Origin of the sequence: Tessaracoccus bendigoensis DSM 12906 (assembly GCF_900141915.1) — a bacterium.
GTDB classification, from domain to species: domain Bacteria; phylum Actinomycetota; class Actinomycetes; order Propionibacteriales; family Propionibacteriaceae; genus Arachnia; species Arachnia bendigoensis.
In genome coordinates, this window is sequence record NZ_FQZG01000051.1 from 1 (window position 1) to 25,281 (window position 25,281).

The 25,281-nt window shown below is 67.9% G+C and carries 15 protein-coding genes; 5 read left to right on the forward strand and 10 right to left on the reverse strand.

All coding sequences use genetic code 11. From position 1 onward, the window contains the following. Positions 1-83 precede the first annotated feature (83 nt). The 10 genes from cas2 to BUC15_RS12920 all read right to left on the reverse strand — a co-directional run bounded on the left by cas2 (position 84) and on the right by BUC15_RS12920 (position 10,321). Positions 84-560, reverse strand: a complete 477-nt coding sequence (gene cas2 / locus BUC15_RS12875; protein ID WP_342741735.1) for a CRISPR-associated endonuclease Cas2 — start codon at positions 558-560, stop codon at positions 84-86. Positions 561-770: 210 nt separating this feature from the next. Next, on the reverse strand, positions 771-1,466 hold the full coding sequence (gene cas6 / locus BUC15_RS12880; RefSeq protein ID WP_175558326.1) for a CRISPR system precrRNA processing endoribonuclease RAMP protein Cas6: 696 nt from the start codon (positions 1,464-1,466) through the stop codon (positions 771-773). 39 nt (positions 1,467-1,505) lie between these two features. Beyond that, positions 1,506-1,742, reverse strand: coding sequence for a hypothetical protein (locus BUC15_RS12885; RefSeq protein ID WP_073188959.1), 237 nt, complete (start codon positions 1,740-1,742; stop codon positions 1,506-1,508). Continuing rightward, complete coding sequence (locus BUC15_RS12890; protein ID WP_073188961.1) at positions 1,739-2,869, reverse strand: hypothetical protein; 1,131 nt, start codon at positions 2,867-2,869, stop codon at positions 1,739-1,741. The genes BUC15_RS12885 and BUC15_RS12890 overlap by 4 nt, the downstream gene beginning before the upstream one ends. Before the next feature lie 92 nt (positions 2,870-2,961). Further along, entirely contained in the window at positions 2,962-3,393 is a 432-nt protein-coding gene (locus BUC15_RS12895; RefSeq protein ID WP_073188963.1) for a hypothetical protein, read from the reverse strand. Continuing rightward, the gene (locus tag BUC15_RS12900) at positions 3,390-4,778 is read right to left on the reverse strand and encodes an RAMP superfamily CRISPR-associated protein (RefSeq protein ID WP_073188965.1); all 1,389 of its coding nucleotides are present in this window, start codon (positions 4,776-4,778) and stop codon (positions 3,390-3,392) included. Before BUC15_RS12900 ends, BUC15_RS12895 begins: the two co-directional genes overlap by 4 nt. Continuing rightward, positions 4,775-6,202, reverse strand: coding sequence for a type III-B CRISPR module-associated Cmr3 family protein (locus tag BUC15_RS12905; RefSeq protein WP_073188967.1), 1,428 nt, complete (start codon positions 6,200-6,202; stop codon positions 4,775-4,777). Before BUC15_RS12905 ends, BUC15_RS12900 begins: the two co-directional genes overlap by 4 nt. After that, the gene (locus BUC15_RS12910; RefSeq protein ID WP_073188969.1) at positions 6,199-6,780 is read right to left on the reverse strand and encodes an RAMP superfamily CRISPR-associated protein; all 582 of its coding nucleotides are present in this window, start codon (positions 6,778-6,780) and stop codon (positions 6,199-6,201) included. The genes BUC15_RS12905 and BUC15_RS12910 overlap by 4 nt, the downstream gene beginning before the upstream one ends. Beyond that, entirely contained in the window at positions 6,777-8,168 is a 1,392-nt protein-coding gene (locus BUC15_RS12915; protein WP_073188971.1) for a Cas10/Cmr2 second palm domain-containing protein, read from the reverse strand. The genes BUC15_RS12910 and BUC15_RS12915 overlap by 4 nt, the downstream gene beginning before the upstream one ends. Next, positions 8,165-10,321, reverse strand: coding sequence for a hypothetical protein (locus BUC15_RS12920; RefSeq protein WP_139280260.1), 2,157 nt, complete (start codon positions 10,319-10,321; stop codon positions 8,165-8,167). The genes BUC15_RS12915 and BUC15_RS12920 overlap by 4 nt, the downstream gene beginning before the upstream one ends. A 249-nt stretch (positions 10,322-10,570) precedes the next feature. Between BUC15_RS12920 and pglW the strand changes: the two genes are divergently transcribed. The 5 genes from pglW to BUC15_RS12945 are packed head-to-tail and all read left to right on the forward strand — an operon-like array spanning position 10,571 to position 25,248. After that, positions 10,571-14,812, forward strand: a complete 4,242-nt coding sequence (gene pglW / locus BUC15_RS12925) for a BREX system serine/threonine kinase PglW (protein WP_073188975.1) — start codon at positions 10,571-10,573, stop codon at positions 14,810-14,812. Next, positions 14,809-18,378 carry a BREX-2 system adenine-specific DNA-methyltransferase PglX gene (pglX, locus tag BUC15_RS12930; protein WP_073188977.1) on the forward strand — a complete coding sequence of 1,190 codons (3,570 nt, stop codon included), beginning with the start codon at positions 14,809-14,811 and terminating at the stop codon, positions 18,376-18,378. Before pglW ends, pglX begins: the two co-directional genes overlap by 4 nt. Then, positions 18,375-22,082 carry a BREX-2 system ATPase PglY family protein gene (locus BUC15_RS12935; protein ID WP_073188979.1) on the forward strand — a complete coding sequence of 1,236 codons (3,708 nt, stop codon included), beginning with the start codon at positions 18,375-18,377 and terminating at the stop codon, positions 22,080-22,082. The genes pglX and BUC15_RS12935 overlap by 4 nt, the downstream gene beginning before the upstream one ends. Further along, the gene (pglZ, locus tag BUC15_RS12940) at positions 22,079-24,763 is read left to right on the forward strand and encodes a BREX-2 system phosphatase PglZ (RefSeq protein ID WP_073188981.1); all 2,685 of its coding nucleotides are present in this window, start codon (positions 22,079-22,081) and stop codon (positions 24,761-24,763) included. The genes BUC15_RS12935 and pglZ overlap by 4 nt, the downstream gene beginning before the upstream one ends. Further along, positions 24,760-25,248 (forward strand): hypothetical protein, encoded by a 489-nt coding sequence (locus BUC15_RS12945; protein WP_073188983.1) that lies wholly within the window; start codon positions 24,760-24,762, stop codon positions 25,246-25,248. The genes pglZ and BUC15_RS12945 overlap by 4 nt, the downstream gene beginning before the upstream one ends. Positions 25,249-25,281: the final 33 nt, after the last annotated feature.

Genomic DNA, 25,281 nt, shown 5'->3' on the forward strand with positions numbered 1-25,281 from the left:
GGTTTCAATCCGCTGCTTTCGCGGTAGTCGTCTACGACCCTACCCCTCGACACGCCGACCTGACAAGCAGCGATGCGGCCCGTTTACACACCCGACCCTCCACACAGGCCCCACCCGATGCAAAACGGGCTCCCGAAACAGCGTATGGCCTTGTCAAGCGCCATACACACCCGAAGCCCAAAACGCGCGCTCGCTGACACCCCCCCTGGCCCTCCCGATCTTTCACATGACCGCCCGATAGAGCACCGGGCTCGCGGCTCCGCCTGGCCAGCACGAGCAGTTTCCCAGCATGTCTGGCACTGGCGCAGCACCCACAGGGAGTCACGGTCATGATTGATGATCTCACCTGGACGGCGCATGATGAAGGCCAACTCATCGGCAGCGACACTGATGAGGAACACGGACTTCTGGCTCCTGTCTCCGAATGCCTGAAGCACCGCGGCAAGCCTGGCGCGCCTCTGGTCGTCGCTGACGTCGTAGGCCACCAGCTCCGCCATGACGTGCCCATCCAGCCTTCGGCTGGGTCGGCGGATCGGCCGTGTTGCCCACCCAGCGTGCATCCTCTCGCTGCGGAGAGCGCTGCACGGTCAACCAGCAGCGGCCGGAACTCCTCCATGACGTCCCTGGATGTCGTTGCCCAGCGCGGGCACCCGAGCTGACACCGACGGAGCCTAAGCAGACGAGTCGGCCAACCTGCTGTGCACCTGCTCCCAGGCGCGTCTCAACGCGTCCGGGGTGAAGACGGTCGACAAAGGCATGGGCCCAACCCCTCAAGCCGCTGGACGCCGCCGCCGAACCTCGACGTCCACGCAGCCCAATCCCCTCGATTTGTGGGATCCCACACCGACGTACGGCAAGAAACTGAACAGCGTTGCGGCCGCCTCCGCCGGTCCATCAGATACGCAGCGGAAGTCCGCATATCCGATCAAGCCGTTCAGCCGCGCACCGCCGACTTCGATCGGGGCGCTTTCAAGGGAGAGGTCGGTGACGTGGATGTGCCGGTCGAGGTCACGTGGCAGCTCGATGTCGGCTTGCCCCGACCTCAAGTTCCACGTTCGTGCCGCTCCACCGAGCAGTAACGACGGTGTGGGGAGAAGGTGGCTCTGTTGGCCGGTGCGGAACATCGTCGGGGTCATGAAGTGCACCCTCCAGGTCGCGCCCCTGACAGCCGTACTCTGCGCAAGCTCGGCCCACGAATTAGATGAAAGCTTCACCCCTCGCCCGACTTGCACTTCCTGTTCGCTCCCGAGTCGGATGGTGCGAGACGGGACCGCGACCTGGCGCAGCCGGTCGTCGACAGCGTCGGTGAGGGTGCTCACCTCCACTCCGAGTTCTCCACGCCGCGACGCGGGTGCACTGATGCGGTAGGGCTTGTCCCCCGCGGAGTGATCCACACCGTCGTAGCCGTCGGCGGGGCGGTCGAACCAGTCACATACCACGGCATGAAGATGGGTCGCCTTCGGCACCTGTCGTGTGTCGAGCGGGATCCAGTATCTGTTGGGCATCTATCGGTCCTCCTTGGCAGGTTCTCGGCAAAGCACCGGCTCAGGCGAGGGCGCCGCGAAACGCCCCAGCGTGCGGCAACCGGCGATAACGTCCGAACGGTCTCGGACCTCGTCGAGTGGGAACACGAGATCGTCACGCCCACGCATGGCGGATGCAGTCACGCGGGAAACCACATAGACGATGCCTGGTTGCGCACCCGGCGCGTGGGTCGTCAGGTTTACGAGCTTCACGGTCATGGCCGTGTGCCCAGGAGTGCCAGCAGTTCCCGCGGGTCGCGCTGTTCTCTCAACAGCCACATCTCGTCCCAGCCGTTGGTGCCCGGGTTGTAGTTGAGCGGCACGAGGTACTTCCAAGGGTTCCGACACGAATCCTGACGACAGCCCTCGACGCCGCAGCCCGGGTCTTCCGATTTGGCCATCGCGGCCCTCGTGTGCGCCGGGGCCAGTAGGTACCCCATCGCGAGAGAGACCGTCTTGGGAACCCTCGCCGTCAGGAGGACCGGCTCACCATTGCCGTCGTGGAGCGCGGAGCGAATCACCTGAGCCCAGGCTCTTGCTGCCGAGGCAGGATGGGTCTCCTCGCCACGAACCCCGACGCGCACGTCGGTACGCTGCTTCGCCTGCCAGTCGTTGTCATCCACGTTCTGCCAGATTCCGAGCTCGCGGGATTCCCTAACGGGTCGGCTGATCTGCTTGTAGTCAGGGATTGCTGTGAAGCTGGCGTGGATGTGTATCCCGCATGTGCCGGGCCCCACAGTGGTTCGCATCCGGGGCTGGGGCTCGTTCCTGTTCGGCCCGTCTTCGAGCGCCCACGAATCGATGGAGGTGCCCGTTTTTCCACTGTCGCCCAAGTCGTAGAACATGGTGCCCGGTGGCAGGTTGAGGCGATAGCCCAATGCCACGGCAACGGGAGCAAGTAGGTCAGGCACGAGCATGAACCCGGTCTTGTCATCGTCGGAGTTGAAGAGATCCTGAAGCTTGCTCCCCACCTCGGAGACGTCTTCCCGCAGATCGATGACGCCAGACTCGGCCGCCAGGTCGATGCTGTGAACCACTTGCACGGAGCCCAGGAACCGGCGACGAGCGGCCTCCTGGGCATCAATGTGCCAGTTGCGCGCAGCCGTCGGCATCATCCGGACGTAGTAGAGCGTCCCTGCGGCCTTCGAGAGGAACAGCCGCCAGCCTGCAGCGATCGACCAGAACAGGAGGGACAAGGCCAGCCAGCATACGTAGTTCCAGATTCTCGTCGACGCCCAGCCCTGATTGAACACCTCCTCGACCAAGAGCGAAGCGATGGCGATGGTGATGGCCCCAACTGCACCGGCGACGAACAGCCAGATTGGGCGCTGCACCGCGGTCCCCATCGCAGCCCACCTTCGCAGCCTTCTCGACCACCACCTGGCTATCCCCCCTCGCACATCTCTCGGGGCCACATCTATCGCGACGATGCCTTCCATCACAGCGCCGGGTCGTCAAAGGCGAGGAAGGTCAGCTTCACCGGCCGCGTCACGCAGATGAGGTTCAGTGGGCGCGCGCGGAGACTGTCGACCAACCCCACTGGGGCATCGGCAGGCCAGGTGGTCGCAGCGGCGACCGTCACTTCGACAGCAGCCTCCTCGTCAGCCTTGCTGGGCGCCCCATCGCCCATCAGCGCGAGCCTTGCACCGGTGAGGGTTGCGCCGCCCGCACCCGCGCCAAGAGGATCGATCCGCCAACGCCCCCAGGAGGAAGGCCCCCAAGCCCAAAGATGGGTGGCTGCGGGCACATCCTCTGGAGGGTCGTCGGCGATGTGGGCGCCGTCCGGGTCACACCAGTACCAGCCGACGAACGCCTGTTGTTTCACCTCAGGCCAGGGCAGGCCCGGTTGAGCCTCCAACTCGTAGTTCACTTCTGCCTCCCTTGAACGCCGCTGCCCTCGGCCCATCGCACGATGGCACCGACATCGATGGGCGTCACAGTCGGGGCGGAGCCCGATGCGCAGGCGAGGCGACCGTAGCCGCGGGTCGTCCCGGCTCCCACGCCAAGGAATCCGTCGTGGATGTCCCTCACGACGTGGTGCAGCAGGTTCTCCACTTCCGGTGGAAGCAACGTGTCTGATTCGATCACACCCACTGCCCTCGCTCCCTCGTCGACTGCCTCAACGGCGAAGAGAAGGCCCTCGTGCGCTCCACCGCTGATCCTGTCGATGGCCACGTGCGTCCGGACGACAAGGCGTGCAGGCTTCCTGCCGTCGGGCGTGGTGAGGGCCGCATCAAGGAAGCGCAGGCAGCCGCGGTGGCCCGTCGTCCGTGCGCGCGACTGGCCGCTCCTCCCGAACAGCCGGCCCGACACCGACGTGCACTCTTCATCGGTTGCCCCGCAGAGGCGAAGGATTGCGTCGATGCGATGCCTGAACAACCCCTTCCAGGTTGTCCCCGGGATGACCGGCGCGTTCGACGCCTTGCGGGTCAGGCCCGGGGCCGCCTTACTCCCATCCGTCGAGGCCGGGGCGCCCGTTGTCTCGCCCTTGTTCGCGCCGATGTGGACCGGTTCGACCACCTTCCAATCAAACGACTTGTGCCAGGCCGGCCCGGCCAGAGCGGCGCCGTGTCGTTCGACGACGGTGACGTCTCTTGGCGGGTTTCCGCACCCCTCAAGCCAACCGTGGCGCCCCTCCAGCCACCACGTCAGCCCATCGGGATTGGTGAGATCGACGGTGAACGCGACCACTCGCGACACCCGCGCGCGGCCATGGCCGCTGGAGCGCCGTCGCCCGACGTAGGGCTGCCACTTCTCCAGACAGTCCAGAAGGGCCGAATCCGCCTCTCCATCGTGCTGGAGATACCACGCCAGGGTGGGGGCTGGGCGACCTTCGTCGGCCCGCGTCAGCGCCTCGACACGTTGCTCTGTGCGTAGTGTGCCACCTGCTGCGGCGCGCCGCTTCGGATCGATCTGGGTGGAGCCGAACGCCACGATCTGCTGCCCGGCTACCACGCGGGTGCCGAGAGCCCGCAGCCGGGATGCGGTGCGCACAACGGAGCCCGTCGACTGTTCGTGCGGCACCGGCAGCGGGCCGAGCCATTTCACGCAGTCGTCACCCAAGTTGGGCTCGAGATGTCGTCGCAGCGCGCCGATCAGCGAGGTCGACGGGACATACGGCAACGAAGGCTCGGAGCGGGGGTCGCGCTGGACCGGAAGGTCGATCGTGTCGTTAAGGTCGGCGACGCCACCAACCGCCCACGGCTGGAGTAGCTCGATCTCCACACGCAGAAGGGTGATCTTGCTGGTTGTCATCGGGGGCCACCCTTCCAGGTTTCGAGACGCTGCTTGGCCAAGCTCAGGTCGTCCGATGCCAGCAGCTCGGTGAGCCGTGAGCGTGCCTCGGCGCCAAGGGCCCTGGCCCACGGGAGTTGCAGGATCTCGAGCCTTGGCCCCAAGAGGGTGCTGTTGGGAAACCCAGCGGATTGGCGCATCGCCAGGAGCGCAACCGCGCCTCGGACCTTCGATACCAGCGCGGCCGCCTCCGCTTCTGGGACCACTGCGAAAAGTCTGGCGACCGGATCAGCATCGTCGGGCTCAGGAGCTTCAGGGGCAGCGGGCGTCGGCGTGACCACAGACGACCCGTCCTTCCCCACTGGTCTGGCCGTCGGACGGGTGGCTTCGGCCCGAGCCTGCGGGCCGTTCGACACCCCCACTTGCAGTTCACCGTAGCCTTCGAGCCGCCGCAGCCCCAGCCCGAGCGCGAGCTGGTCCTTGGCCTCCGGCGGAAGGCCCTCGACGACGAAAGTACTGCCAGCCTCACACGCGAGGTCCTCAGGCTTGGCGATTCCGCTTGCGCTGTGCCAACCGGAGAGGCGTACCGGCCTCACCCAGGAGCGTTCGACGCTTGCGCCCGGCCAGCGCAAACGCAGGGTGGGGCCGATGTCGGTGCTGGGTGCGCCGTACTCGTCGGTGACGATCAGTGGGCTCAAAGCACGCAGGACGACGCGCTCTCCCTCGCCCGGCGTCTTAGACGCGGCGGTGGGCTGTGGAACGGGAGCCTCCAGGGCGCATTCCCACCGCATCCGTCCCATGTGGCTCCGCTGCCCACCGACGCGAAGTTCCCTGGTGCGCGTCAGCCAGTCGATCTCCGTCTGATGTGCGGCCGCGTCGAGGACGACGATGGACCCGCGCAGAATCGTGGCCTTTCTGAGCGCCCGGCGGGTGAAGAGTTGCTCGTCCCTGGCTGTCTCGTCCTTGGCGAGCGCGGTTCGCGTGAGCGCCACCGTCGGCGGAATATCGTTCCAGGACCAGCCCTTTCCCTCGTCCAGAGCGCCCCCGCAGACGGCGCAGTGCATGATGGGGCCGTCAACCGCAAGGTCGTGCCAGGCGGACGGGCATCCAGTGTCTGGATACTTGCATTGCCTCTGCGACATGGCGTGCAGCGTCATACCGATCGGGACGGCCTGCCGAAGAAGCATGTCGGTTTCGAACAGTGCGCGAAATGACGCGGCGTCTGCCCCGGGCGGGGCATCACCGGCAAGCCAGACGGCGGCCAGCGCCCCACGCAGCACACTGCCTGGGAGCACCTCATGGATCGGACGGCTGTTGCCTACCATCCCGCCCTGCCCGACGGCACCCCGCCGTCCGGCAGAGACCCTGCCGAGCGCGGTGAGCGTGTAGGTCAGCATCGCCGCAGGGTCGGCTGCGCGGCCAACGTCGATTGTCTGGTTGGTCATGCTGCACTCTCCCTCAGGTCGAGGAGTCGGCTCGAGTCTTCAACGGACCAGGCGGCAGGGGTTCCGTCCGGGTTGACATCGAAGACGTTGACCCAACCCTCGCCTCGGCGTCGGGAACCGCCCAGCCCGACGATCGAGCGGGCTGCGGCGCGTAGCACCAACCGGTGGCGGGCGGCCTCGTCGGCTTCCAGAGGATGACGCATGGTCAGTGTGAAGCTGGCGGTGGTCGCCCATAGGTGTTCCCCGAGCATGAGGAGCCCAGATTCCGCTGCTCCGTCGTCGCTGTCGGACAGTCTCAGCCTGGCGACCTTCTCCGGAATCGGGTCGGTAGCGAACTCGGGGTCTGTCCAGAGCCAGGCCGCTTCGCACTTCTTCGACCCGAAGATCGAATCGACGATGCTTGTGGGAACCATCAAGATGTGGGTGCACTGAGCCCTCATCAACCCCTTGATCCCACTTGCAGGCAGCGGTACTTCACGGTCGACGGTGCGGTCCAGGCCTTCATCTGGGGAGGAACTCACGTGGAATGGGCCGAGGAAGTCGATCTGGAATCGCAAGATATTTGTCTGGCTGGTCATCGTGTGGCCCCCTCAGGCGACGGGTTGGGCCACCAGCGTGCCCGGGAAAGAAGATCGCGGGTCCGCGCGACCGCGTCAGCGGCAACCGCCGGGTCCTTCGAACCGAGCCATGGATCGAGCCGATTGCCCGTGCGCTGCGCCCATCGGACGGCCTGGGGCGCCGGGTCCAGGGCAGTCGACAGCAGGTTACCCAGCGATGCCCTAGCCGATGGCGGCAGCGTCATCACAGCGACCCTCTCCTGGGCCTCCGGTAACCGCTTCGTTTCGGGGGCGAGATCTCCCCGCAACTCCCGAAGCAGCACCCATCGGTCCCTCGGCGGATGGGATTCCGCCGTCAGGTCCGCCCAGACGACCGCGCTCTCCCTGCCCCGAGTGTGCTTCTTCGCCTGCTTGAGCGCCTCAGTCGCGATCGCATGGGAATCAGCAATCGGGTAGTTGGTGTCCGCAAAAACCATCCCGATACCGAGCGATGGCGTTCCGATGGCCCGGCCGTCCAGCACGTTCTTCATCTCCGTCTCGAATTCTGTTGCCAGCAGCGTCGCGAACTGCCAGGCCTCTCTCGCAGGAACGCTCACGAACACGTCATCACCGCCCACGAAATGAACGATTCCGGCCTGCACTTCCGCTGAAGGACCCACCTTTGCCAACGCTCGTGTGACCGCCCACTTGGTCGCCTCATTGAGTCCATGAACCGTCTTGCTGTTCAGGCTGTCGTCACCAAGGCGCCTCAGTTCGCCAAAGATGTGCCCGATGCGGTTTCCGTCGGCGACGATCGTTGCGAGGTGGTTGTTCGAGCGGTTGCGGCCCAGAGCAGTCGAGGTGGCCGGCAACCCACCGACCCGGGCAAGCTCTGCGAAATCCCTTGGCTCCCGACCAGGCAGGGCGAAGCGGTCGTCGTCAGGTCGACGATGCTCGCCCCTCTTGAGACAGTCGGCTCCAAGCTGCCCGCAGGTGGCGACCTCGGCCCGGCAGCCACGACACGTCTGGACGAGGGTGGCCTCCAACAACGGAGCGAGCGTGGCGATACGAGAGACGCGACCCTCTGAGAAGGTGCTGTACGCCTCCGTATAGCTCGCGGCATCGCACCACCACGCCTCCCAGTCCAACCCTGGAAGTTGCCCGGCCAGATGGTCCAGTAGGCGATGCGCAACCTGTTCCCCGGAGAGTTGGCCGTCGATCCGCACGACCACGACGCCGTCGACCTCTCCGGCCGATTCTTCGACCCGTACCGCTTCACCCCAACTCCAAGAGCCCAGCACCTCTCGCATGGCGGCCCCGGATGTGACGGTGCTGAGCGCCGCGGAAGCGCCCCGCATGAGCTTGAGCTCGGGGGTGCGGATCAACCAATGCTGAATCCGGACGGCCGAAGCCGCAACAAAGATCGTCATGACCTGCCCTTCTTGCGGATGATCGGCAGATCCATCGCACCATCGGAGTTGTCCTTCGTCACGTCCGGCAAGGGGCACCACCGACGGTTGTGGTCTGCCAGACGTTGGCCGTTGGCTTCCCCGAAGAATCGGTAGGACTCGTCAAACGGGATGTAGCCCCTCTTATCAGGCAGATCGATCTCGTCCCAGGTCGCGCCAGGGGGATAGGTGACGTGGTTCCGCCATTGCCCGAGCCCATCGAGATCGAGCAGGCGCGCGACCGATTGGATATGTCTCAGGCTCCCGGCCCGGGAATCCAGGGCCCTGTAGCACTCAGAGGTGATGTCTTCGGAGTCGAGCTCTGCCATCTTCAAGTCGACCTGATAGCGTGACTCTGCCTCCCAGGCGGTGCAGGTCAGCCTCACTGATGCGGCGCCCAACCCGAACGGCTTCCCTCCACCCAGGTGCGTGGCGAACATGACTCCTGACCCCCGTGGCGCTTTGAGGAGGCGACCCGGGTCGACGGCCACGAGCAGACTCTGCAGCGAAACCTTGTCGAGCCCTTCGAAGGTGATCTCCTGGGTCAGTACCGTGCCTGCCGGGACGAGTTCGGCGCTGCGGGTGAGCCGTTCTGCGTGTTTCGGTCGAGCCTCGTACCGGGGCAGCACTTTCTCCTTCCGGTTAAGTTCCCCTGTCCAGAATTCAGCCTGGCGGGCCGGGTTCACGTGCCAGTAGAACTTTCGGCCCCTTAACTCCCGACCGTCTGGGGTGTCCACGTCGGAGCCCCATTGGGAGGTGACGTCTCCCTTGACCGAAGACTTACCACCGTCCTTCAGATAGAAGACGCCGGCGCCCATCCTCGGCGATCCGAGAGGCGCCAGGCTCACCGCTTCCACGGTGACCGGGCCGCGGCTCCGCGCGGCGCCGAAGCGGACATGTCCCGCGTAGGCATCCTGGCGCCCTTCACCTTCGATTTCGCTGGAGGTGTCGGCAGACCCGAAGACAACACACGAGAGGCAGAGCCCACCGGGGGCACAACGGCCACGGGGCCGCTTGGCGGAGGTATCGACGCTCCAACAAGGCAACGTCTCCACGGGCACCCGTTCGCCAGCCGCCCCGGTTCCGCTCTGCCGCCAGATCTTTGACAGCCGGATTCCCGTCACTCTCGTAGCATCCTCGTCCAGACTGATCCAAACGACGTCTCCCGGATGAAGGAACCCCGTAGCCAAGGCCCGTTCACCGACTCTTGGCCCTACACGGTTGGGCCAAGTCACGGCCTCGTAGCAACTTTGGCCACGCCAGTTTGCCGGCGCCTTGCCCTTCTGCTCCTTCTGGTGCAGTTCCTGCCGGTCCCGTGACCCCGCGCAGGCCGCTTTGAAGGCCTGGGCAGCCTCCGCAGACACGTCCACAGGATCACCGGCCGCCAACCTGCCCGTGGCCCAGAAGCAGTCAGCTGGGCTGCCATCCTCGCGAGTCTCTTTACGGACGGATGTCGAGGTGATGAGAAGCACGCTCCCACTGGCAGGGGTCTCGGCCACATCGTCTCGTCCAATCCGGATGCCCTTGATGCGCCGCAGCTTCGAGACACCCGAGACCTGCCTCACCTCGACGGCACTCCTGAGGTTGCTCCAGGTCTGGTTCCCCGAGATCCCCACGACGTCCCCCGTCCGGGGCAGGCCCTTGATGTGGGCGGAGCGATAGGCCTGTAGTAGGGACCTCGCCTCAACCCACTCAACCTTCTCGCAGCGGGCGATCTCCAAAGGCACGCCGTCGCGTGATCTGGTGACTACGCCTAGCCCCCAGGCCCCTTCAGCATTGCCTGGCCCGCCAACGGCATCGGCGTCGCTGGTCGCAGGCATGCGGTAGCCAGGGAGGAAGTCGCTATCGAAGACCCTGAGGCACCCGTTGAACAAGGTTTCATGCAAGCTGCGGATGGAACCCTTCATTGCGGAACCGGGAACCCGGACGCTCCCGTCCGGTCGCAGCCAGCCCTCCTCCTTCGCCTTTGCGGGCAGCAGCATGGGAGTTTCAAGCGTCCACTCGACGGTGAGTCGCCCTGTGAGGCGACCATCTCCAGGAGCCGACACATGCCCGGGTGCATCGCATCGGACGACCCTCTGGGGCAACGGCACGAACGCGTACGGGTTGACGAAGCGGTCTTTCGATACAGGCATCCGTCAATCCCCCAGGCTCGGACGAACCGCACCTTCGGTGTGCGGCATTTGTTGTGCCTGACGATAGCGCCTTAGCCTCCCTCTTTGATGAGGCGGTATGAGAGCGGCCAGCATGTCATCAGCCACCGTCGCGCACCCTCCCATGGTGACCAGCGGCGCCCCAGCATCGCGTACCCATGGCGGCCAGGCGACCTTCGGCTCCTGAGCGCTAGGGTGGACTCCGGCCGACGTCTCGACAAGGGGGTGCGCATGACGAACGACTCTGCACGCTGGGTCGAGGTGTCCGCCTCCCAATTCCCCCACGAGCGCGAGGGTCTCGACCTCGTCCGCACCCTCCTACCCGACGAGACCCCATTTCGCGCCTGGTCGAACTTCGAGTTCCGAGACACCCACGGCCGCTGGCACGAGGTCGACCTTCTGCTGCTGGCCCGCGACGGTTTCCATCTTGTCGAGCTGAAGTACTATTCCGGCACCATCCGCGGCGACGACCTGACGTGGCGACGCGACGGCCGCCGTCCCGAAGACTCGCCGCTGAAACTGGCCCGCCGCAAGGCCCAATACCTCGCGTCAAAGCTGCAACAGGAGTTCGAACGCTGGGTGAGCGAGGCGAAGATCGCCAACCCGCCCAGGGCACGTGACATCATCCCGTGGGTAAACCAGGCCGTGTTCCTGCATCATCCGCATACCCGCGTCGAGTTGCCCGAATCGGCCCGTATCGACCTTTACGGCCCCGACAGGCTGGAGAACCAGACCGGGCTGCCGGGCATCTCCGAGCTGCTATCCCACCCGAGCGGCCACCGTGGCCCGATCGGCACGAACGTCGAGGACATCTTGGTGATGCTCCTCAAACGCATCGGCTTGGTGCAGCGCCGCGAGCGTGAGGCGGGTAGCTGGGTGCTGGAGGGGGAGGCGTTTGACGCTGGCGAGGGCTGGCAGGATTGGCTCGCCACGCACAAGGTCAGCCAGCAGGAGCGGCGCCGCATCCGCTTCCAACCCGTTCCCGACGGCGCCCCCGCGGCCGAGTCCCGCCGCATCCGCGAGCTGGCCCAGCACGAGTACCGCGTCATGCACCGTCTGTATCACGATGGCATCCTCCGCCCCGACGACATCGTCGACAGCGACCTGGGCATCGGGCTGGTCTACCCCTACGACGAGGATCAGGTCCCTCTCGACCTGTGGCTCGCAGGCCAACCCGATGGCATCTCCTTGGCCCGCCAGCTGGAGATCCTGCGTCAGGTCGGTGACGCGTTGACGTATGCCCACAGCAACGCCGTCGTGCATCGCGGTCTCGGGCCGCGCGCCATCCTCGTCTCCGAGCGGGGTGGACGGCTGCGGGTCCAGGTGGCCGACTGGCAGAGCGTCGGCGCCCTGCGTCGGGGCGATGACCCCACGGCGTCGGGGGTCACGCGACTCGTCGCCAACGGCCCGGGCGACACCGGGTCCGGCGACCCTGAGACTCGTCTCCGTGCCGGTTTCGCCGCACCCGAGGGGCTGGTCGACGGCACGTCAGACCGGATCCGGATCGACGTCTTCGGCCTCGGCGCCCTCGCCTTCTACCTGCTCGCGGGCACCCCAGCGGCAACCTCTACCGCCGAACTGCGCGAACGGCTGCGGCTCCAGGGCGGTCTCGACGTTTCGACCGAGCGTCCCGAAGTCTCACCAAAGCTCCGCGAGGCGATCCTCGCGGCCACCCGCCCGCTTGTCAGCGCCCGCACCGCCGACGTGGCCACGTTCCTTTCCCAGCTCGACGATGCCGTGGCAGCCCCGCAGGAGCAGGTCGACCCGCTCGACGCGGCGCCGGGCAGCCTGCTGGCTGGCCGCTTCCGGCTTGAGCGCCGGCTCGGCTCCGGCTCCACCGCCACAGGCCTGCTCGTCACCGACACCGACGCCCAGAACCGGCCGCAGCGGGTCCTCAAGGTCGCACTCGACGACGACGCCGCCTCCCGCCTGGCCCACGAGGCCGAGGTCCTGGCCAAGCTGAAGAGCCCCTATCTTGTCGAATTGGTCGCGGGCCCGATGGACGTCGACGGCCGCCAGGCTCTGCTGCTCAGCAACGCCGGCCACGACACCCTCCTGACCGAGCTGAGGCAACGGCCCCGCCTGTCGCTGGATCTGCTGGAGCGGTGGGGCACCGACCTCCTCAACGCGGTCGTCGCCCTCGACAAGGCCGGCGTCGACCATCGTGACATCAAACCCGCCAACCTCGGCGTCGCCGAGCGCTCCAACAAGGCAAAGCATCTTGTCTTGTTCGACTTCTCCTTGTCTGCGGCCGCCGCCTCGTCCACCACCGCGGGCACCCCGCCTTACCTCGACCCGTTCCTGACCGGCAGCCGCGACCGCTTCGACTCCGCCGCCGAGCGCTACTCCGCCGCCGTCGTGCTTTTCGAGATGGCCACCGGCCATCCGCCGATCTACGGCGACGGGCTTTCCGACCCGGCCGCCATCGACGACGACGCCACCATCTCGCCCGGCGAGTTCGACTCGGCCGTCGCCCAGGTACTCGTCCCCTTCTTTACACGCGCCCTGGCGAGGGAGGCGAAGCAGCGCCACGACACCGCCGTCGAGATGTTGCGCGAGTGGACAGCTTGCTTCACCACCTCACACACCACGATCGGCGAAGACGCGGACGCGTTGGCCGCAGCCGCAACCGTGGACACGACCCTGGTCGGGGCGGGGCTCTCGGCCAGGGCGCTGTCCGCGCTGGAGCCGTTCCGTGTCGTGACCGTCGGTGACCTGCTGGCCGTGGACGCGGTGCGCCTCAGCCGTCTGAGCGGCACGGCCGAGCCCACCCGTAAGGAGATCAAGGGCAGGGCCGGGCAGTGGCGTAAGCGCCTTGACGTGGCAGGCCGGGGCCGGACCTGGCAACCCGTTCAACCGTCGCGTGACCTGCCCGACCCGCATCAGGTGGCCGAGGAGTTGCTTCGGGTCGCCCGGGCCGCGAACAACGAGACCCGCACCACGCTCGCGCTGCACGTCCTCGGCGTCACCGGCACCCCTGACGCGTTCGCCACGCAGGCGCTCCTCGCAGCCAGCCTCCCCACCCCGGTCACGCCGGGCCGCGTCGGTCAGCTCATGTCCGACCTGCAGGAGGCTTGGGCCGCCGACTCCGCCACCCTCGAACTCGTCCGTGACCTGCACGACGCGGTCGCGGCGCAGCTCCACGAGGTTGGCGGCGTCGCCACCGCTGGCGAGCTCTCCGGTTTCCTCCTCGGTCTGCTGGCACCCGATCCCCTTTCCGACGACGCGGGCGAGACCCGCCTTGCTGAGGGCCTGCTGCGGGTTTTGGTCGACCGGGACAAGGCAGCTGCCCGTGGCGCGGGCGGGGACGAGACGGGCTGGATCATCCGCCGCCGTGAGGGCCGACCGATCCTGATCGCTGATGATCAGACGCTGCCGGAGGTCGCCGAGGCGCTGGGCCGCGCGGCCGATGCGTTACTGGCTGGGGCCAACCCGGGCGGCGGTCACGATCAGGTGGTGCCGGCGCCGAGGGTGACGGCGGCGCTGACCGCTTCGCTGGGCCGGGCCGCTGTCCCCGACGAACTGCGCGCACCGGCCCGGCTGGTCCGGCTGGCGGCGGCGCTGTCCACCAGGGGCGGTGCCTCGGCCACCAACGACCTGCACGACCTTGCGCTGCCCCTCTCGCGGGCGCTGGCTCTGGCGCTGCCGGCCGTGTCGGCCGGGCAACACTTCGACGCCGCCGAGATCCGGGCCCGCGTGCGGTCCCGGTTCCCGGCACTTGCGCCGCTGCCCGAGCGGCCGGGCCTGGACAAGGTGGTCGACGAGGCCGGTATCCGCCTGATCTTCGATCCCACGCTCCGAGCCTTCCGGCTGCCGGAGGTGGGCGGCCACACCACCGGGCTGGAGACGCGACCCGCCACTGTCCTGGCCGACGAGTCCGCGCCGGTCACCGTCGACGGCGCGGCCGGCGCCCGGCTGACCGAGAGCCTGGCCAAACGCTCCTTCCTTGCGCTCGGTACCCCGGCGCTCCGGCTGGAAGACGCCATCGACATGCTCGCCGCCCGCTACGACGCGGAGGTCCTCGACCTGTCCGCCACCCTCATCGACGCCATGCGCCGCACCGCCGAGGCGGGGCACCTGCCGTGGGAGGCGGTGCTGGACGCCGACGCGGCCCCACCCGGCAGCCGCGCCGCCGCGGGCCTGCGGGCCGTCGTCGACCGCTCACTGCCTCCATTGGAAGATGCCGTCGCAGGAGGTGTGTCGAGCCATCTGGCGCCCGGCGGCCCGCTCCTGCTGACGGACCCGTCGCTGCTGGCGCGCTACGACCTGCTCGGTGTGCTTGCCAAGTGGATGGATCTGGCGACTTCACGGGCGCGGGCGGTGTGGCTGGTGGTGCCGCAGCTGCACGCCAGCCAAGGCGCGGTGGTGGATGCCAGGCCGCTGCCGCTGTCGGCGCCTGGCCAGTTCGTCCGGCTCTCCTCGGAGTGGATCGGAAGCCGCAGGGCGGAACTCGAAGAAGGAGCCATCAAGTGAGCCAAACCGGCCTCGTCGCAGACCTCAAGGCACAGGTGCTGCTGTTGGAGGACGACCTGCGTGGCCGGGTCGCGTCGCAGCCCGACGTGCTGGCGGCCTGGCAGGAGGAGTACCGGCTCGCCACCTCCGCGGAGCGCACCGCGAACAGCTGGGTGGCCTGGCGCGACGACAAAGTGACCCAGGCGGCGGTGTCCTGGGTGCTGACGACGGTGTTCGTCCGGTTCTGTGAGGACAACGCGATGCTTGGGCCGGTGTGGATCGCGGGGCCGGGACGGCGGGCGCAGGAGGCCCTGGACGCGCAGAACGCCTACTTCCGCACCCATCCCACCGAGACGGACCGGGAGTGGCTGCTGCAGGCAGTCGAGCACCTGCAACAAGTGCCGGCCACGCGCGCGCTGGTGGACGAGCGGAACCCGCTGTGGACGGTGGCACCATCGGGCCGGGCAGCGACGACACTGCTGGACTTCTGGCGGGAACGTGACGCGAGCGGTGCGCTGCTCCGAGACCTCACCGACGCAGGCCTCGACACCCGCTTCCTCGGCGACGTCTACCAGGACCTCTCCGAGCACGCGAAGAAGACCTACGCGCTGCTGCAGACGCCCGAGTTCGTGGAGGAGTTCATCCTCGACCGCACCCTGACCCCGGCGCTGGCCGACCGCCCCCTCGACGGCTTCAAACTCATCGACCCGGCCTGCGGCTCCGGCCACTTCCTGCTCGGCGCGTTCAGCCGCATCCTCGACCGCTGGGAACGCACCGCCCCAGCTCTTGAACCACGCCAGCGCGTGCAGCTCGCCCTCGACGCCGTCTGGGGAGTCGACATCAACCCATTCGCCGTAGCCATCGCCTGCTTCCGGCTCACCATCGCCGCCATGCAGGCCGTCGGCGAGGCCTCCCTGGAACACGCGCCAGGCTTCACCTGCCACGTGCTCGCGGGCGATTCGCTGTGGTTCAGCCACGACCAGCAGGGGCTGTTCGCGGCACGCGAGGAGTTCGCCTACGCCACCGAGGAAAAGAAGGCGCTCTTCGACGCCCTGCAACGCGGCCAGTATGACGCCGTCGTGGCCAACCCGCCCTACATCACCGTCAAGGACAAGGCACTCAACGCCGCCTATCGCGAGCGCTACAACCACTTGAAGGGCACCTACGCGCTGAGCGTTCCTTTCATGGAGTTGCTGTTTAAGCTCGCCAAACGCGCCGAAGGCGACCAGCCCGCCGGCTGGGTGGGACAGATCACGTCCAACTCGTTCATGAAGCGCGAGTTCGGCGCTCCGATCATCGAGGACTTCCTGGCCAAGGACGCAGACCTCCGAGAGGTCATCAACACCTCCGGCGCCTACATCCCCGGCCACGGCACCCCGACGGTGATCCTGATCGGGCGGAACCAACAGCCGCGCACCGGAAACCTCAGGGCCGTCCTCGGAATCCGAGGCGAGCCCGGCCGCCCCGACGACGCGGCGAAGGGCATGGTCTGGGCCTCCATCACGGAGCACGTCGGCGTCCCCGGCTACGAGGACGGTTGGCTCAGCGTCACCGACCTGGACCGGAAGGCGCTCGCCGTACATCCCTGGAACCTTGCAGGCGGTGGGGCAAGCGGAGTTGCCTCGCTCATTGAGGAGTCAAGCGGCGTTTTGTTTTCGCAACGAATTTGGCCGCCCATCGGTGGGTCTGTCCGGGTCGGCGCAGATGACGCATTCATGAGGCCTGTCTCCGGTACTTCCCGTGCGATTGCTCCCGTTAGGCCGCTGGTTCTCGGAGACCAACTGCGGGACTGGAGCTACTCGCCGGATGTCGAAATTGTGTACCCATACGGGAATGAATCAGGATCGGAGTCGGCGCTTGTAAGGGAGCTGTGGCGTTGGCGAGCCCACCTCGCGGGGCGTGCCACCTTCCAGGGGAACATGGCTGACGCCGGGTTGAAATGGTGGGAATACATGCAGTTCACATCTCGGACCTATACGACCCCCCTCTCCATCACCTTCGCGTTTGTGACGACGCACAATCATTTCGTGCTGGATCGGGGTGGGAAGGTGTTCAACCGCTCGGCTCCCGTGATCAAGTTGCCCGCGGACGCGACCGAGAATGATCACCTCCGGCTGTTGGGGGTGTTGAACTCGTCGACTGCGTGTTTCTGGCTTAAACAGAACAGCCACAACAAGGGCAATGGTGGCATTGGCGGCGGAATTGGGGACGAGGCTTGGGAGCCTCGCTATGAGTTCACGGGCACCACGCTACTGGACTTCCCACTACCGAAGGATCTGCCGCTGGATCGGGCACGGACCCTGGACGACCTCGCCCAAGAGCTGTCGGCGCAGCAGGTCGCTGCGCTGATCGAGTCGCGGACCCCTTCGGCCGAGTTGCTGCGGGGCGCCGAGGCTGAGCAGGAGCGGTTGCGGGGCCGGATGGTCGCGGAGCAGGAGGAGCTGGACTGGGAGGTCTACCGCGCCTACGAATTGATGGACGAGTCGCTGGTCTTCGACGGGCAGGCGCCCGAGGTGAGGCTGGGGGAGCGAGCGTTCGAGATCGTGCTGGCTCGGCGGATCGCCGACGGCTTGGAGGACACGTCCTGGTTTGCCCGCCACGGCTCGACCCCGATCACGGAGATCCCGGAGCGCTGGCCTGCCGATTACCGCGAGTTGGTGCAGCGGCGGATCGACGCGATCGGATCGGTCAAGGCGATCGGTCTGTTGGAGGTGCCGGAGTTCAAGCGCCGCTGGCAGCGGGAACCGTTCGCCGCTCAGGCGCAGCGGGCGCTGCGTGGCTGGCTGTTGGACCGGCTGGAGGACCGCTCGTTCTGGTTCGACCGCCAGGGCCGACCCGCGCCGTCGAGTATCGCGCAGTTGGCGGACCAGACCGGGCGGGACACCGAGTTCACCGGTGTGCTCGCCCTGTGGGAGGGGCGCCCGGACGTCCCCGTGGTCGAGTCGCTGACCCGGCTGTTGGCTGATGAGGGAGTCCCATACCTGGCCGCGCTGAGGTTGAAGGAGCCGGGCCTGCGTAAGTTCGAGGCCTGGCAACACACTTGGGACCTCCAGCGCCAGGAGGACCGACCCGCACAGATGGTTTCGACCGACCCCCGGCTGGCTGGCGCAGGCGGGGCCGGCTCAACCGGCGTCGGTGGGGGAGTCGAGATTCCGGTGCCACCGAAGTACTCGTCCACGGACTTTGTCCGGACTTCCTACTGGCAGGCGCGGGGGAAGCTGGACGTGCCCAAGGAACGGTTCATCTCGTATCCGAATGCTGGGAGGGCGACGGACCCGACGCCGCTGCTTGGCTGGGCGGGTTGGGACCATGCGCAGCAGTCCCTCGCGATCGCCACGATCATCGGCGCCCGGGAGTCCGAGGGCGCCGGGGATGACGTGTTCGTTCCGTTGGTGGCGGGCCTGGCGGAGCTGCAGCCGTGGGTGGAGCAGTGGCACGCCGAGGTTGACCCGGCCTATGGCATCAGCCCTGCCGAGTTCTCGGCCGAGCAGTTGCGCACCAGGGCGCAGCAGGTGGGTTACTCGCTGGAACAGCTCGCGGCGTGGCGGCCGCCCGCACCCGTGAGGGGTAGAAGGAGGAAGGCATGACCATGCTGCTTCGCGATGTGATCGACATCCCGGAACGTGCCGGCGCCGAGGATTATGTGCTTCGCCTGACCGACAGCGTCGGGGACGACCACATCGCCCGCACGCTGGATGAGTATGTCGTCACCCCGGCGTTGGCTGACTCGTTCGACAAGGCGCTCGGCCTGGTGGCTGACGCGGTGGTCAACAACACCAGCCGGGGCGCGTTCCTGATGGGCTCGTTCGGCTCGGGTAAGAGCCACTTCATGGCCGTCCTCCACGCGCTGCTTCGGCAGGTGCCCCAGGCCAGGGCGCTGCCAGACCTGGGGCCGGTAATCGCGGCCAACGACCCGGTGCTGCAGCCCAGGAAGATCCTGCCGCTCGCGTTCCATTTCCTGGCCGCCGAATCCATGGAACAGGCCTTGTTCACCGGCTACCTTGAGCAGATCCGCGAGCTGCACCCCGGTTGTGTCCTGCCTGCCCTGCATCAGTCCGACACGCTGCTTGTCGACGCAGACAACATGCGCGACAGGCTCGGCGATGACGCGTTCTTCGCGGGCTTGAACCCGGCTTCCGGCACCGACGTCTGGGACGACTTCCTCGGCGCTGACGCCTGGAACGCGGACAGTTATGCTGCGGCCCGCGCCGCTGCCCCTGGGAGCAGCGAGCGCCAGGAGTTGGTGACCGCGCTGGTGGAGGCGTATTTCAAGTCCTACATTCAGCAGGCCACCTGGGTCAGCCTCGATGCGGGTCTGTCGGCCATCTCCCGCCATGCCAAGGCACTGGGCTACGACGCCGTCGTGCTGTTCCTTGACGAGGTGGTGCTGTGGCTGGCGTTCGCCGTGCGGGACACGTCCTGGTTCGCCCGCGAGTCTCAGAAGCTGTCGAAGCTGGTAGAGGGCGGCCAGGGTAGCCGGCCCATCCCGCTGGTGTCGTTCGTGGCGCGGCAGCTCGATCTCAGGCGTTGGTTCGCCGACGCCGGTGCCAGCGGTGCGCAGCAGGAGGCGCTCGACCAGGCTTTCCGGCACCAGGAGGGCCGGTTCAGCCAGATCCGGCTCGGTGACGACAACCTGGCTTTCGTTGCCAATCGTCGTCTCCTGCGGCCCCGCGACGAGGGCGCTGCCCGGGTGCTGGATTCGGCCTTCGCGCAGTTGGAGCGTCGCCCTGCGGTCTGGGATGTGCTGCTTGACGGCGTCAACACCGACGAGAGTCACCGTGGCGCCGACGAGGCCGCGTTCCGCCTCACCTACCCGTTCTCCCCGGCGCTCGTCTCCACGCTGCGCTCCCTGGCCAGCGTCATGCAGCGCGAACGCACCGCGCTGAAGGTGATGCAGCAGATGCTGGTCGACAGGCGAGAGGTCCTCACCGTCGACGACGTCATCCCGGTCGGTGACGCGTTCGACTACATCGTCACGGGCCAGGCCGGGCAGGCCCTTGATGCGCAGATCGCGGCCCTGTTCTCCGCCGCGGAGAAGCTGTACTTCGAGAAGTTGCGTCCGATCCTCCTGAACACCTACGGGCTCACCGAGGCGGGCCTGGCCGCGGGGGGCGCCGTCCCGGACGGCTTCCGGGCCGATGAGCGTCTGGCCAAGACCCTGCTGCTGTCTGCCGTCGCTCCCCACGTGCCCGCGCTGAAGGGGTTGACCGCGGGCCGGCTCGCGTCGCTGAATCATGGCTCGATCGTCTCGATGCTGCCCGGAGGCGAGGTGACATCGGTGGCGGCCAAGGTGCGGACCTGGGCCAAGAGTGTGCCCGAGATCCGGCTGGGCGACGACAGCCGCGATCCGCTGATCCGCGTGGTGCTCTCCGATGTCGAGTACGAGACGGTGGTGGATCGGGCCTGCGGTGAGGACAATGAGGGCCGGCGCCGCGAACTCATCAAACAGCTGGTGATCGACGGGTTGGGTATCGAATTGGATGCGCCCGACGCGTTCGGCGCGCAACGCCACCGCATGACGTGGCGGGGCTCGGGCCGGGAGGTCGACGTCGTGTTCGGCAATGTGCGCGACGCCGGGTGGCTCACCGATGACCATTTCCGGAACCGGCCCGAGAGTTGGCGGGTGGTCATCGACGTTCCCTTCGACGATCAGGGTCATTCGTCGGCGGAGGACGTGGACCGGGTCGACCGGCTGCTGGCAAGCAACTTCACGGCCCGCACGTTGGTGTGGCTGCCACGATTCTTTTCCGCGGAGCGGATGCGCGACGTGCGCCGCCTGGTGATCCTCAACTGGCTCCTCGACGGCTCAGGCGAGCGTTTCGCCGGCTACTCCGATCACCTTTCCGAGTCTGACCGGGGCATCGCCAGGGCAATCCTGGAATCCCAGCGCACGTCGCTTCGCCACGAGCTCGGCCGCGCGATCGACGTCGCCTATGATGCGGCCGCGCCCACGCGCAGCGACGATGTCGTCACCGATGCCCAGCACGACCGGGTCCTCACGTCGCTGGAGCGTTCGTTCACGCCGCAGCCGCCCGTCTCGGCGACGCTCGGGGGCGCGTTCCGGACGCTGCTGGCGCAGGCTTGGGAGGCCGTCTATCCCGGCCATCCCCACTTCGAGCCGGCGGACAAGGAGGTTACCCGCCGCGAGCTGGCTGCCGTCATGTCGCATGTGAATCGGGCGCTGGCGTCGCCTGATGGCAGGGTCGAGTTGGAGGGTGACATCGCCGCGGCCCGGCGGATCGCGAACCCGCTCGGTGTTGGTTGGGCGGCCGAGACCCACTTCCTGATGGGGGATGACCGGTTCAGCCAGTGGGGTCCGGCGTTCGAACGCGCCCTCGGCGCCCGTGACGCGGGGCCGTCGGCTCCGGTCAAGGTGGCTGAGGCCAGAGGCTGGATCGAGGCGTTGACGCCGAAGAAGGGTTTGAAGTCCGATGTCGCAGACCTGGTGATCCTGGCCTGGGGTGCCCTGCGGCGCCGGGCCTGGTTCCTGCGTGACGCGGCGATCCCGGCACCGGCGCCTGGCGCCTTGACCGCCGAAATGGAGCTGCGCGAGCAGCCCATGCCCACCGTCGAGGAGTGGGGGGCGGCCACCGGCCTGGCGGGGGCGCTGTTCGGCACCACCGCCGACGCCTACCTCACCCCGCCGGGAGTGGCGGCGTTCGCGGAGGCCGTCAAACAGGCCGCGGCTTCGCGCACCCAGCAGGCCTACAAGCTGGTCACGGCGCTGGAACGGACGAATGGGCGGCTCGGCTGGGAGGGCCGTGAGGCCACCGGCCGACTCACCACGGCAAGGGCCACCGCGGAGTTGTGTGATCGGCTGCGCCAGCTCGGCGGGGTCGACCTGATCCGGGCCCTCGCCTCGGCACAGGTGCCGAACCGCACCGTCGCTGCCCGCTCGCTGGCCAAGGCCGATCAGGTCGCCGATGCGCTCGACCGGTTCGAGTGGGACAGGCTGGAGCCGCTTCGGGAGGCCAGCCAGGGCGAGGGCCCGGCCGCCGACCAGGCCAGTTTCATCGTCGCGCGGCTGGAGGCAGCGCTGGTTGCAGACGAGTTCGACACGCCCATAGCCTCGGAGTTGAGCCACGCTGAGCGTGAGAGTTACGAGTGGATGCGCGGCCAGGTGGCACCCCAGCCGAAGCCCGAGCCGCGGAGGTCGGCCCAGGCCACGCCGTCGGCCACGGGCAGGCGGCGGCTCGGGCCGGGTGATTCGCTGGATACGGTCCTCGATGAGGTCCGCCGGTTCCGTAGCCAGAACCCCGGTGTCGTCGTGGTGGAGTGGCGGGTCGAATGAGCGCTTCCGTGACGGTGACGCCCGCGATGGCGCGGGCGCTGGTGGATGAGGCCAGGGCCAAGGGCTACCGGCCCGGCGTGCTCGGGTTCCGCGCCCCTGTCGGTGGGCAGTCCAGGCAGCAGTTCGACGTGGCCGGGGCACCAGTCGCTCTGGTGCCATGCGTCTCCACGCTGGCCGTACGCGAGGCGATCCTGGCCCGTGGCCGGGGTGACTGGCTCGTCGTGGTCACCGAACGAACCGATGACGACCTCGGCGCCGGATTGTTGGCGCAGGTCATCGGGCAGCGGCTGCGGCGCCCAGATGTGTGGCAGGCCGTGCAGCACCGGTTCGCAGCCACCGGCATCGATGCCCAGTTGGCTGGGGCGGCCGCGCACCGGGAGTTGGCCGCTGGCTTGTTGGAGGCCGCGCCGCCCAGTGGCTGGCCGCCGGCCCCGGCCGGGCTGCTGACCCGCGATCACGCGTTGGGGTCGGTGGCCAGGCGCTGGCTCGGTGTGCCCGACGGCCCGACCGACGCTCTGGGGGTGCTCGGCTGGTCCGCCAACCGCGACGTCGTCACCTTGATCGGGGAACTGCGGCTGCTGGCAGGCGACGAGCTGACCGACGCTGTGCTCGCCTGGCTGGCGTCGGGCACCGGCGCCGCCGAACCGTTCGTGGCCAGCCTCCTCGGCCGGGGCAACGCCGGGGATGTCGTGCCGCTCGGCCTGGTGCTCAACGCCCTGCACAGCAGGCCGGGCGCCGACGCCGACCTGGTGGTCGCGCGGCTGGAGCATCGTTGGGGTCCGGTGCCGGGTGCCTCGCTGGTCGCCGTCGCGGATGCGGCCGTCACCGTCACAGCAGACCTGCTGGCGGACCCGACCCGACGCGACGACGCGGCCCGCGTCCTGGCCCGCGCCGACGAACTGGCTGGCGTGGCTCAGGGCTTGCCGCTGATGACCTCATCCAGGCTGATGCGCTCCGGTCTGGTCCACCGGCTCCGGCGCTTGGCCGACGCCCTGCGCGTCGATGCAGCCTCGGGTCTGGAAGCGGTGGAGGAGGCCTGGGGAGCGGTTTGTGACCACGCGTTGCACGGCGACGACGGCAGCGTTGCGGCGTTGCGAGCGGCGGTCCGGCTGCGGCGCTGGCTGGCCACAGAAGCAGAAGGGGAGGCGCCGTCCGACCTGGCGGGGCTCGCCCGTCGACAGGCCGACGTCGACGCCTGGGTGGACGCCGCCGTCAACGACGCCGCCGCCGGTGTCGACGATGAGCACGTGGCTCGGGCGCTGGAGCACGTTCTGGGCCGAGTGGCCGCCGTCCGCGACGAACACGACCGGCAATTCGCGCATGCGCTCGCAGCCAACCCTGCCGCGGTCGACGGCGGGTCGGCCGGGCCGGTGGGCGCGGCCGAAGCGGCCGTGTGGCCGCTGGAGAACCTACTCGCCCAGGTCGTGTTCCCGGTGGCGACCAAGACCCCGACCCTGCTGCTCATCCTGGACGGCATGAGCACGGCCACCGCAACCGAGATCGTCGCCAACATCAACGAGCGCACGGACCTGGCCATGACAGAGGCATATCTCCCCGGCGTCGGCCGCCGTGGGGCCGGGTTGTCGGTGCTACCCAGCATCACCGACGCCAGCCGCGCGTCGCTGCTGTCCGGGAGGTTGGTCACGGGCGGGCAGGGCGTCGAGCAGGCAGGCTTCGCCGCGCTCACCAACGCCCACAAACTGGGCACGGCCAAGCTGTTCCACAAGAAGATCCTCGACTCATCCAGGCTCGGGTTCGCCGTCTCCGACGAGGTGCGGCACGCCATCGCCGACGTCGATGGCCACCGCCTGGTGGCGTGCGTCCTCAACACCATCGACGACGCACTCAACTCCAGCGATCCGTCAGGCACGTTCTGGAACGCGGACGCCGTCAAGCACCTTGTGCCGCTGCTGCAGCGGGCCGCCGACGCGAGGCGCGCCGTCGTCATCACCGCCGACCACGGGCACGTGGTGGAGCGCCGTCACGGCGTGCAACGCTCCTACGCGTCGGCGCTCGGGAACCGGCACCGGTTGGCTGACCAGGCTGCCGAAGCCGACGAGGTGCTGGTCGAGGGGCAGCGGGTGCTGGTGGAGGGCAACCGGGCGGTGCTGGCCGTCTCCGAGCGGCTGCGCTACCGGTCGGTCAGGGCCGGTTACCACGGCGGGGCCGCCCCCGCCGAGGTGGTGGTGCCCGTGGTGCTGCTGGTGCCCTCGGGTGCCGAGGACACCACCTTTACCCTTGCCCCACCGCAGGCCCCGGCCTGGTGGGAGGGCGGCCTTCGGGCGCCGGCCGTGCCCGTGCCGTCGGCCCCGGTCGGGCCGCAGCCGGACCTGTTCTCAACCGACGAGCCCCCGGCGGCTGTCGGGCCGAGCGTGGGGGCTGATTTGGTGGCGACCAAGGTCTTCGCGGACCAGCGCGCGCTGGCGGGACGCGTCGTCGTCACGGATGCTCAGATCCGGCAGCTGGTGGATGCGTTGGCGCTTGCCCCGGACAGGAGACTGACGGCGGCCCAGGCGGCCGCGGCGGTCGGCGCCTCCATCACCCGCGTCGCGATGGTGCTCAACCAGGCCGCGAAGCTGGTCAACGTCGAGGGCTACCCCGTCTTGTCCATCGACGCCGCCACAGGGGCAGTGCTCCTCGACGAGGGCCTGCTGGCCGAGCAGTACGGGATCGGGAGATGAGCCGTCGAGAGCCTGGCCAGGCGCCCGATGCGGCCACTGGGACGGCACGCAAGTGGTATCCGTACTGCGAGGCAGACGGAACAGACGTAGTCACTCCCGAGATCGTCGAGGCTGTGAGAGGGCCGAACGAGGAAGCCACGGCGCTAGAGATCAGGCAACGGGTTCTGGAGGTGCAGAGCCTTCTTGGCCGAGCGTCGAAGGGTACGCTCCGCGAAGAGTCCTGGAAACCGGTGCAAAGGGATCCGCTGCTGTGGGAGCTTCGATGGAGCTGGAACGCAGAGAGCCAAGTGCGTGGCTACTTCCATGAACCCCCACATGAGCCAGACTCATCCATCCTGGCCAAGGTGCACCGCAAGGAAATTGTCCGCGGCAATGAGCAGGCGACGAAACGCTTGCAGGACGGCGAGATTGACAAGGCCGGGATCCGGATCAGACGAGGGGGACCTCATCGCTGGGGATTGGGGCTGAGCAAAGGGCTCGCGTAGCAACGAGCAACGACGATTTGACAGCAGCCATAG

Excerpts from the sequence above, each read along its gene's own strand:
- BUC15_RS12915 (WP_073188971.1), bottom strand. The coding sequence starts at position 8,168 with ATGACGATCTTTGTTGCGGCTTCGGCCGTCCGGATTCAGCATTGGTTG.
- BUC15_RS12910 (WP_073188969.1), bottom strand. The coding sequence starts at position 6,780 with ATGACCAGCCAGACAAATATCTTGCGATTCCAGATCGACTTCCTCGGC.
- BUC15_RS12920 (WP_139280260.1), bottom strand. The coding sequence starts at position 10,321 with ATGCCTGTATCGAAAGACCGCTTCGTCAACCCGTACGCGTTCGTGCCG.
- BUC15_RS12885 (WP_073188959.1), bottom strand. The coding sequence starts at position 1,742 with ATGACCGTGAAGCTCGTAAACCTGACGACCCACGCGCCGGGTGCGCAA.
- BUC15_RS12935 (WP_073188979.1), top strand. The coding sequence starts at position 18,375 with ATGACCATGCTGCTTCGCGATGTGATCGACATCCCGGAACGTGCCGGC.
- pglW (WP_073188975.1), top strand. The coding sequence starts at position 10,571 with ATGACGAACGACTCTGCACGCTGGGTCGAGGTGTCCGCCTCCCAATTC.
- BUC15_RS12905 (WP_073188967.1), bottom strand. The coding sequence starts at position 6,202 with ATGACCAACCAGACAATCGACGTTGGCCGCGCAGCCGACCCTGCGGCG.
- pglZ (WP_073188981.1), top strand. The coding sequence starts at position 22,079 with ATGAGCGCTTCCGTGACGGTGACGCCCGCGATGGCGCGGGCGCTGGTG.
- BUC15_RS12900 (WP_073188965.1), bottom strand. The coding sequence starts at position 4,778 with ATGACAACCAGCAAGATCACCCTTCTGCGTGTGGAGATCGAGCTACTC.
- BUC15_RS12945 (WP_073188983.1), top strand. The coding sequence starts at position 24,760 with ATGAGCCGTCGAGAGCCTGGCCAGGCGCCCGATGCGGCCACTGGGACG.
- cas2 (WP_342741735.1), bottom strand. The coding sequence starts at position 560 with ATGCACGCTGGGTGGGCAACACGGCCGATCCGCCGACCCAGCCGAAGG.
- BUC15_RS12890 (WP_073188961.1), bottom strand. The coding sequence starts at position 2,869 with ATGGGGACCGCGGTGCAGCGCCCAATCTGGCTGTTCGTCGCCGGTGCA.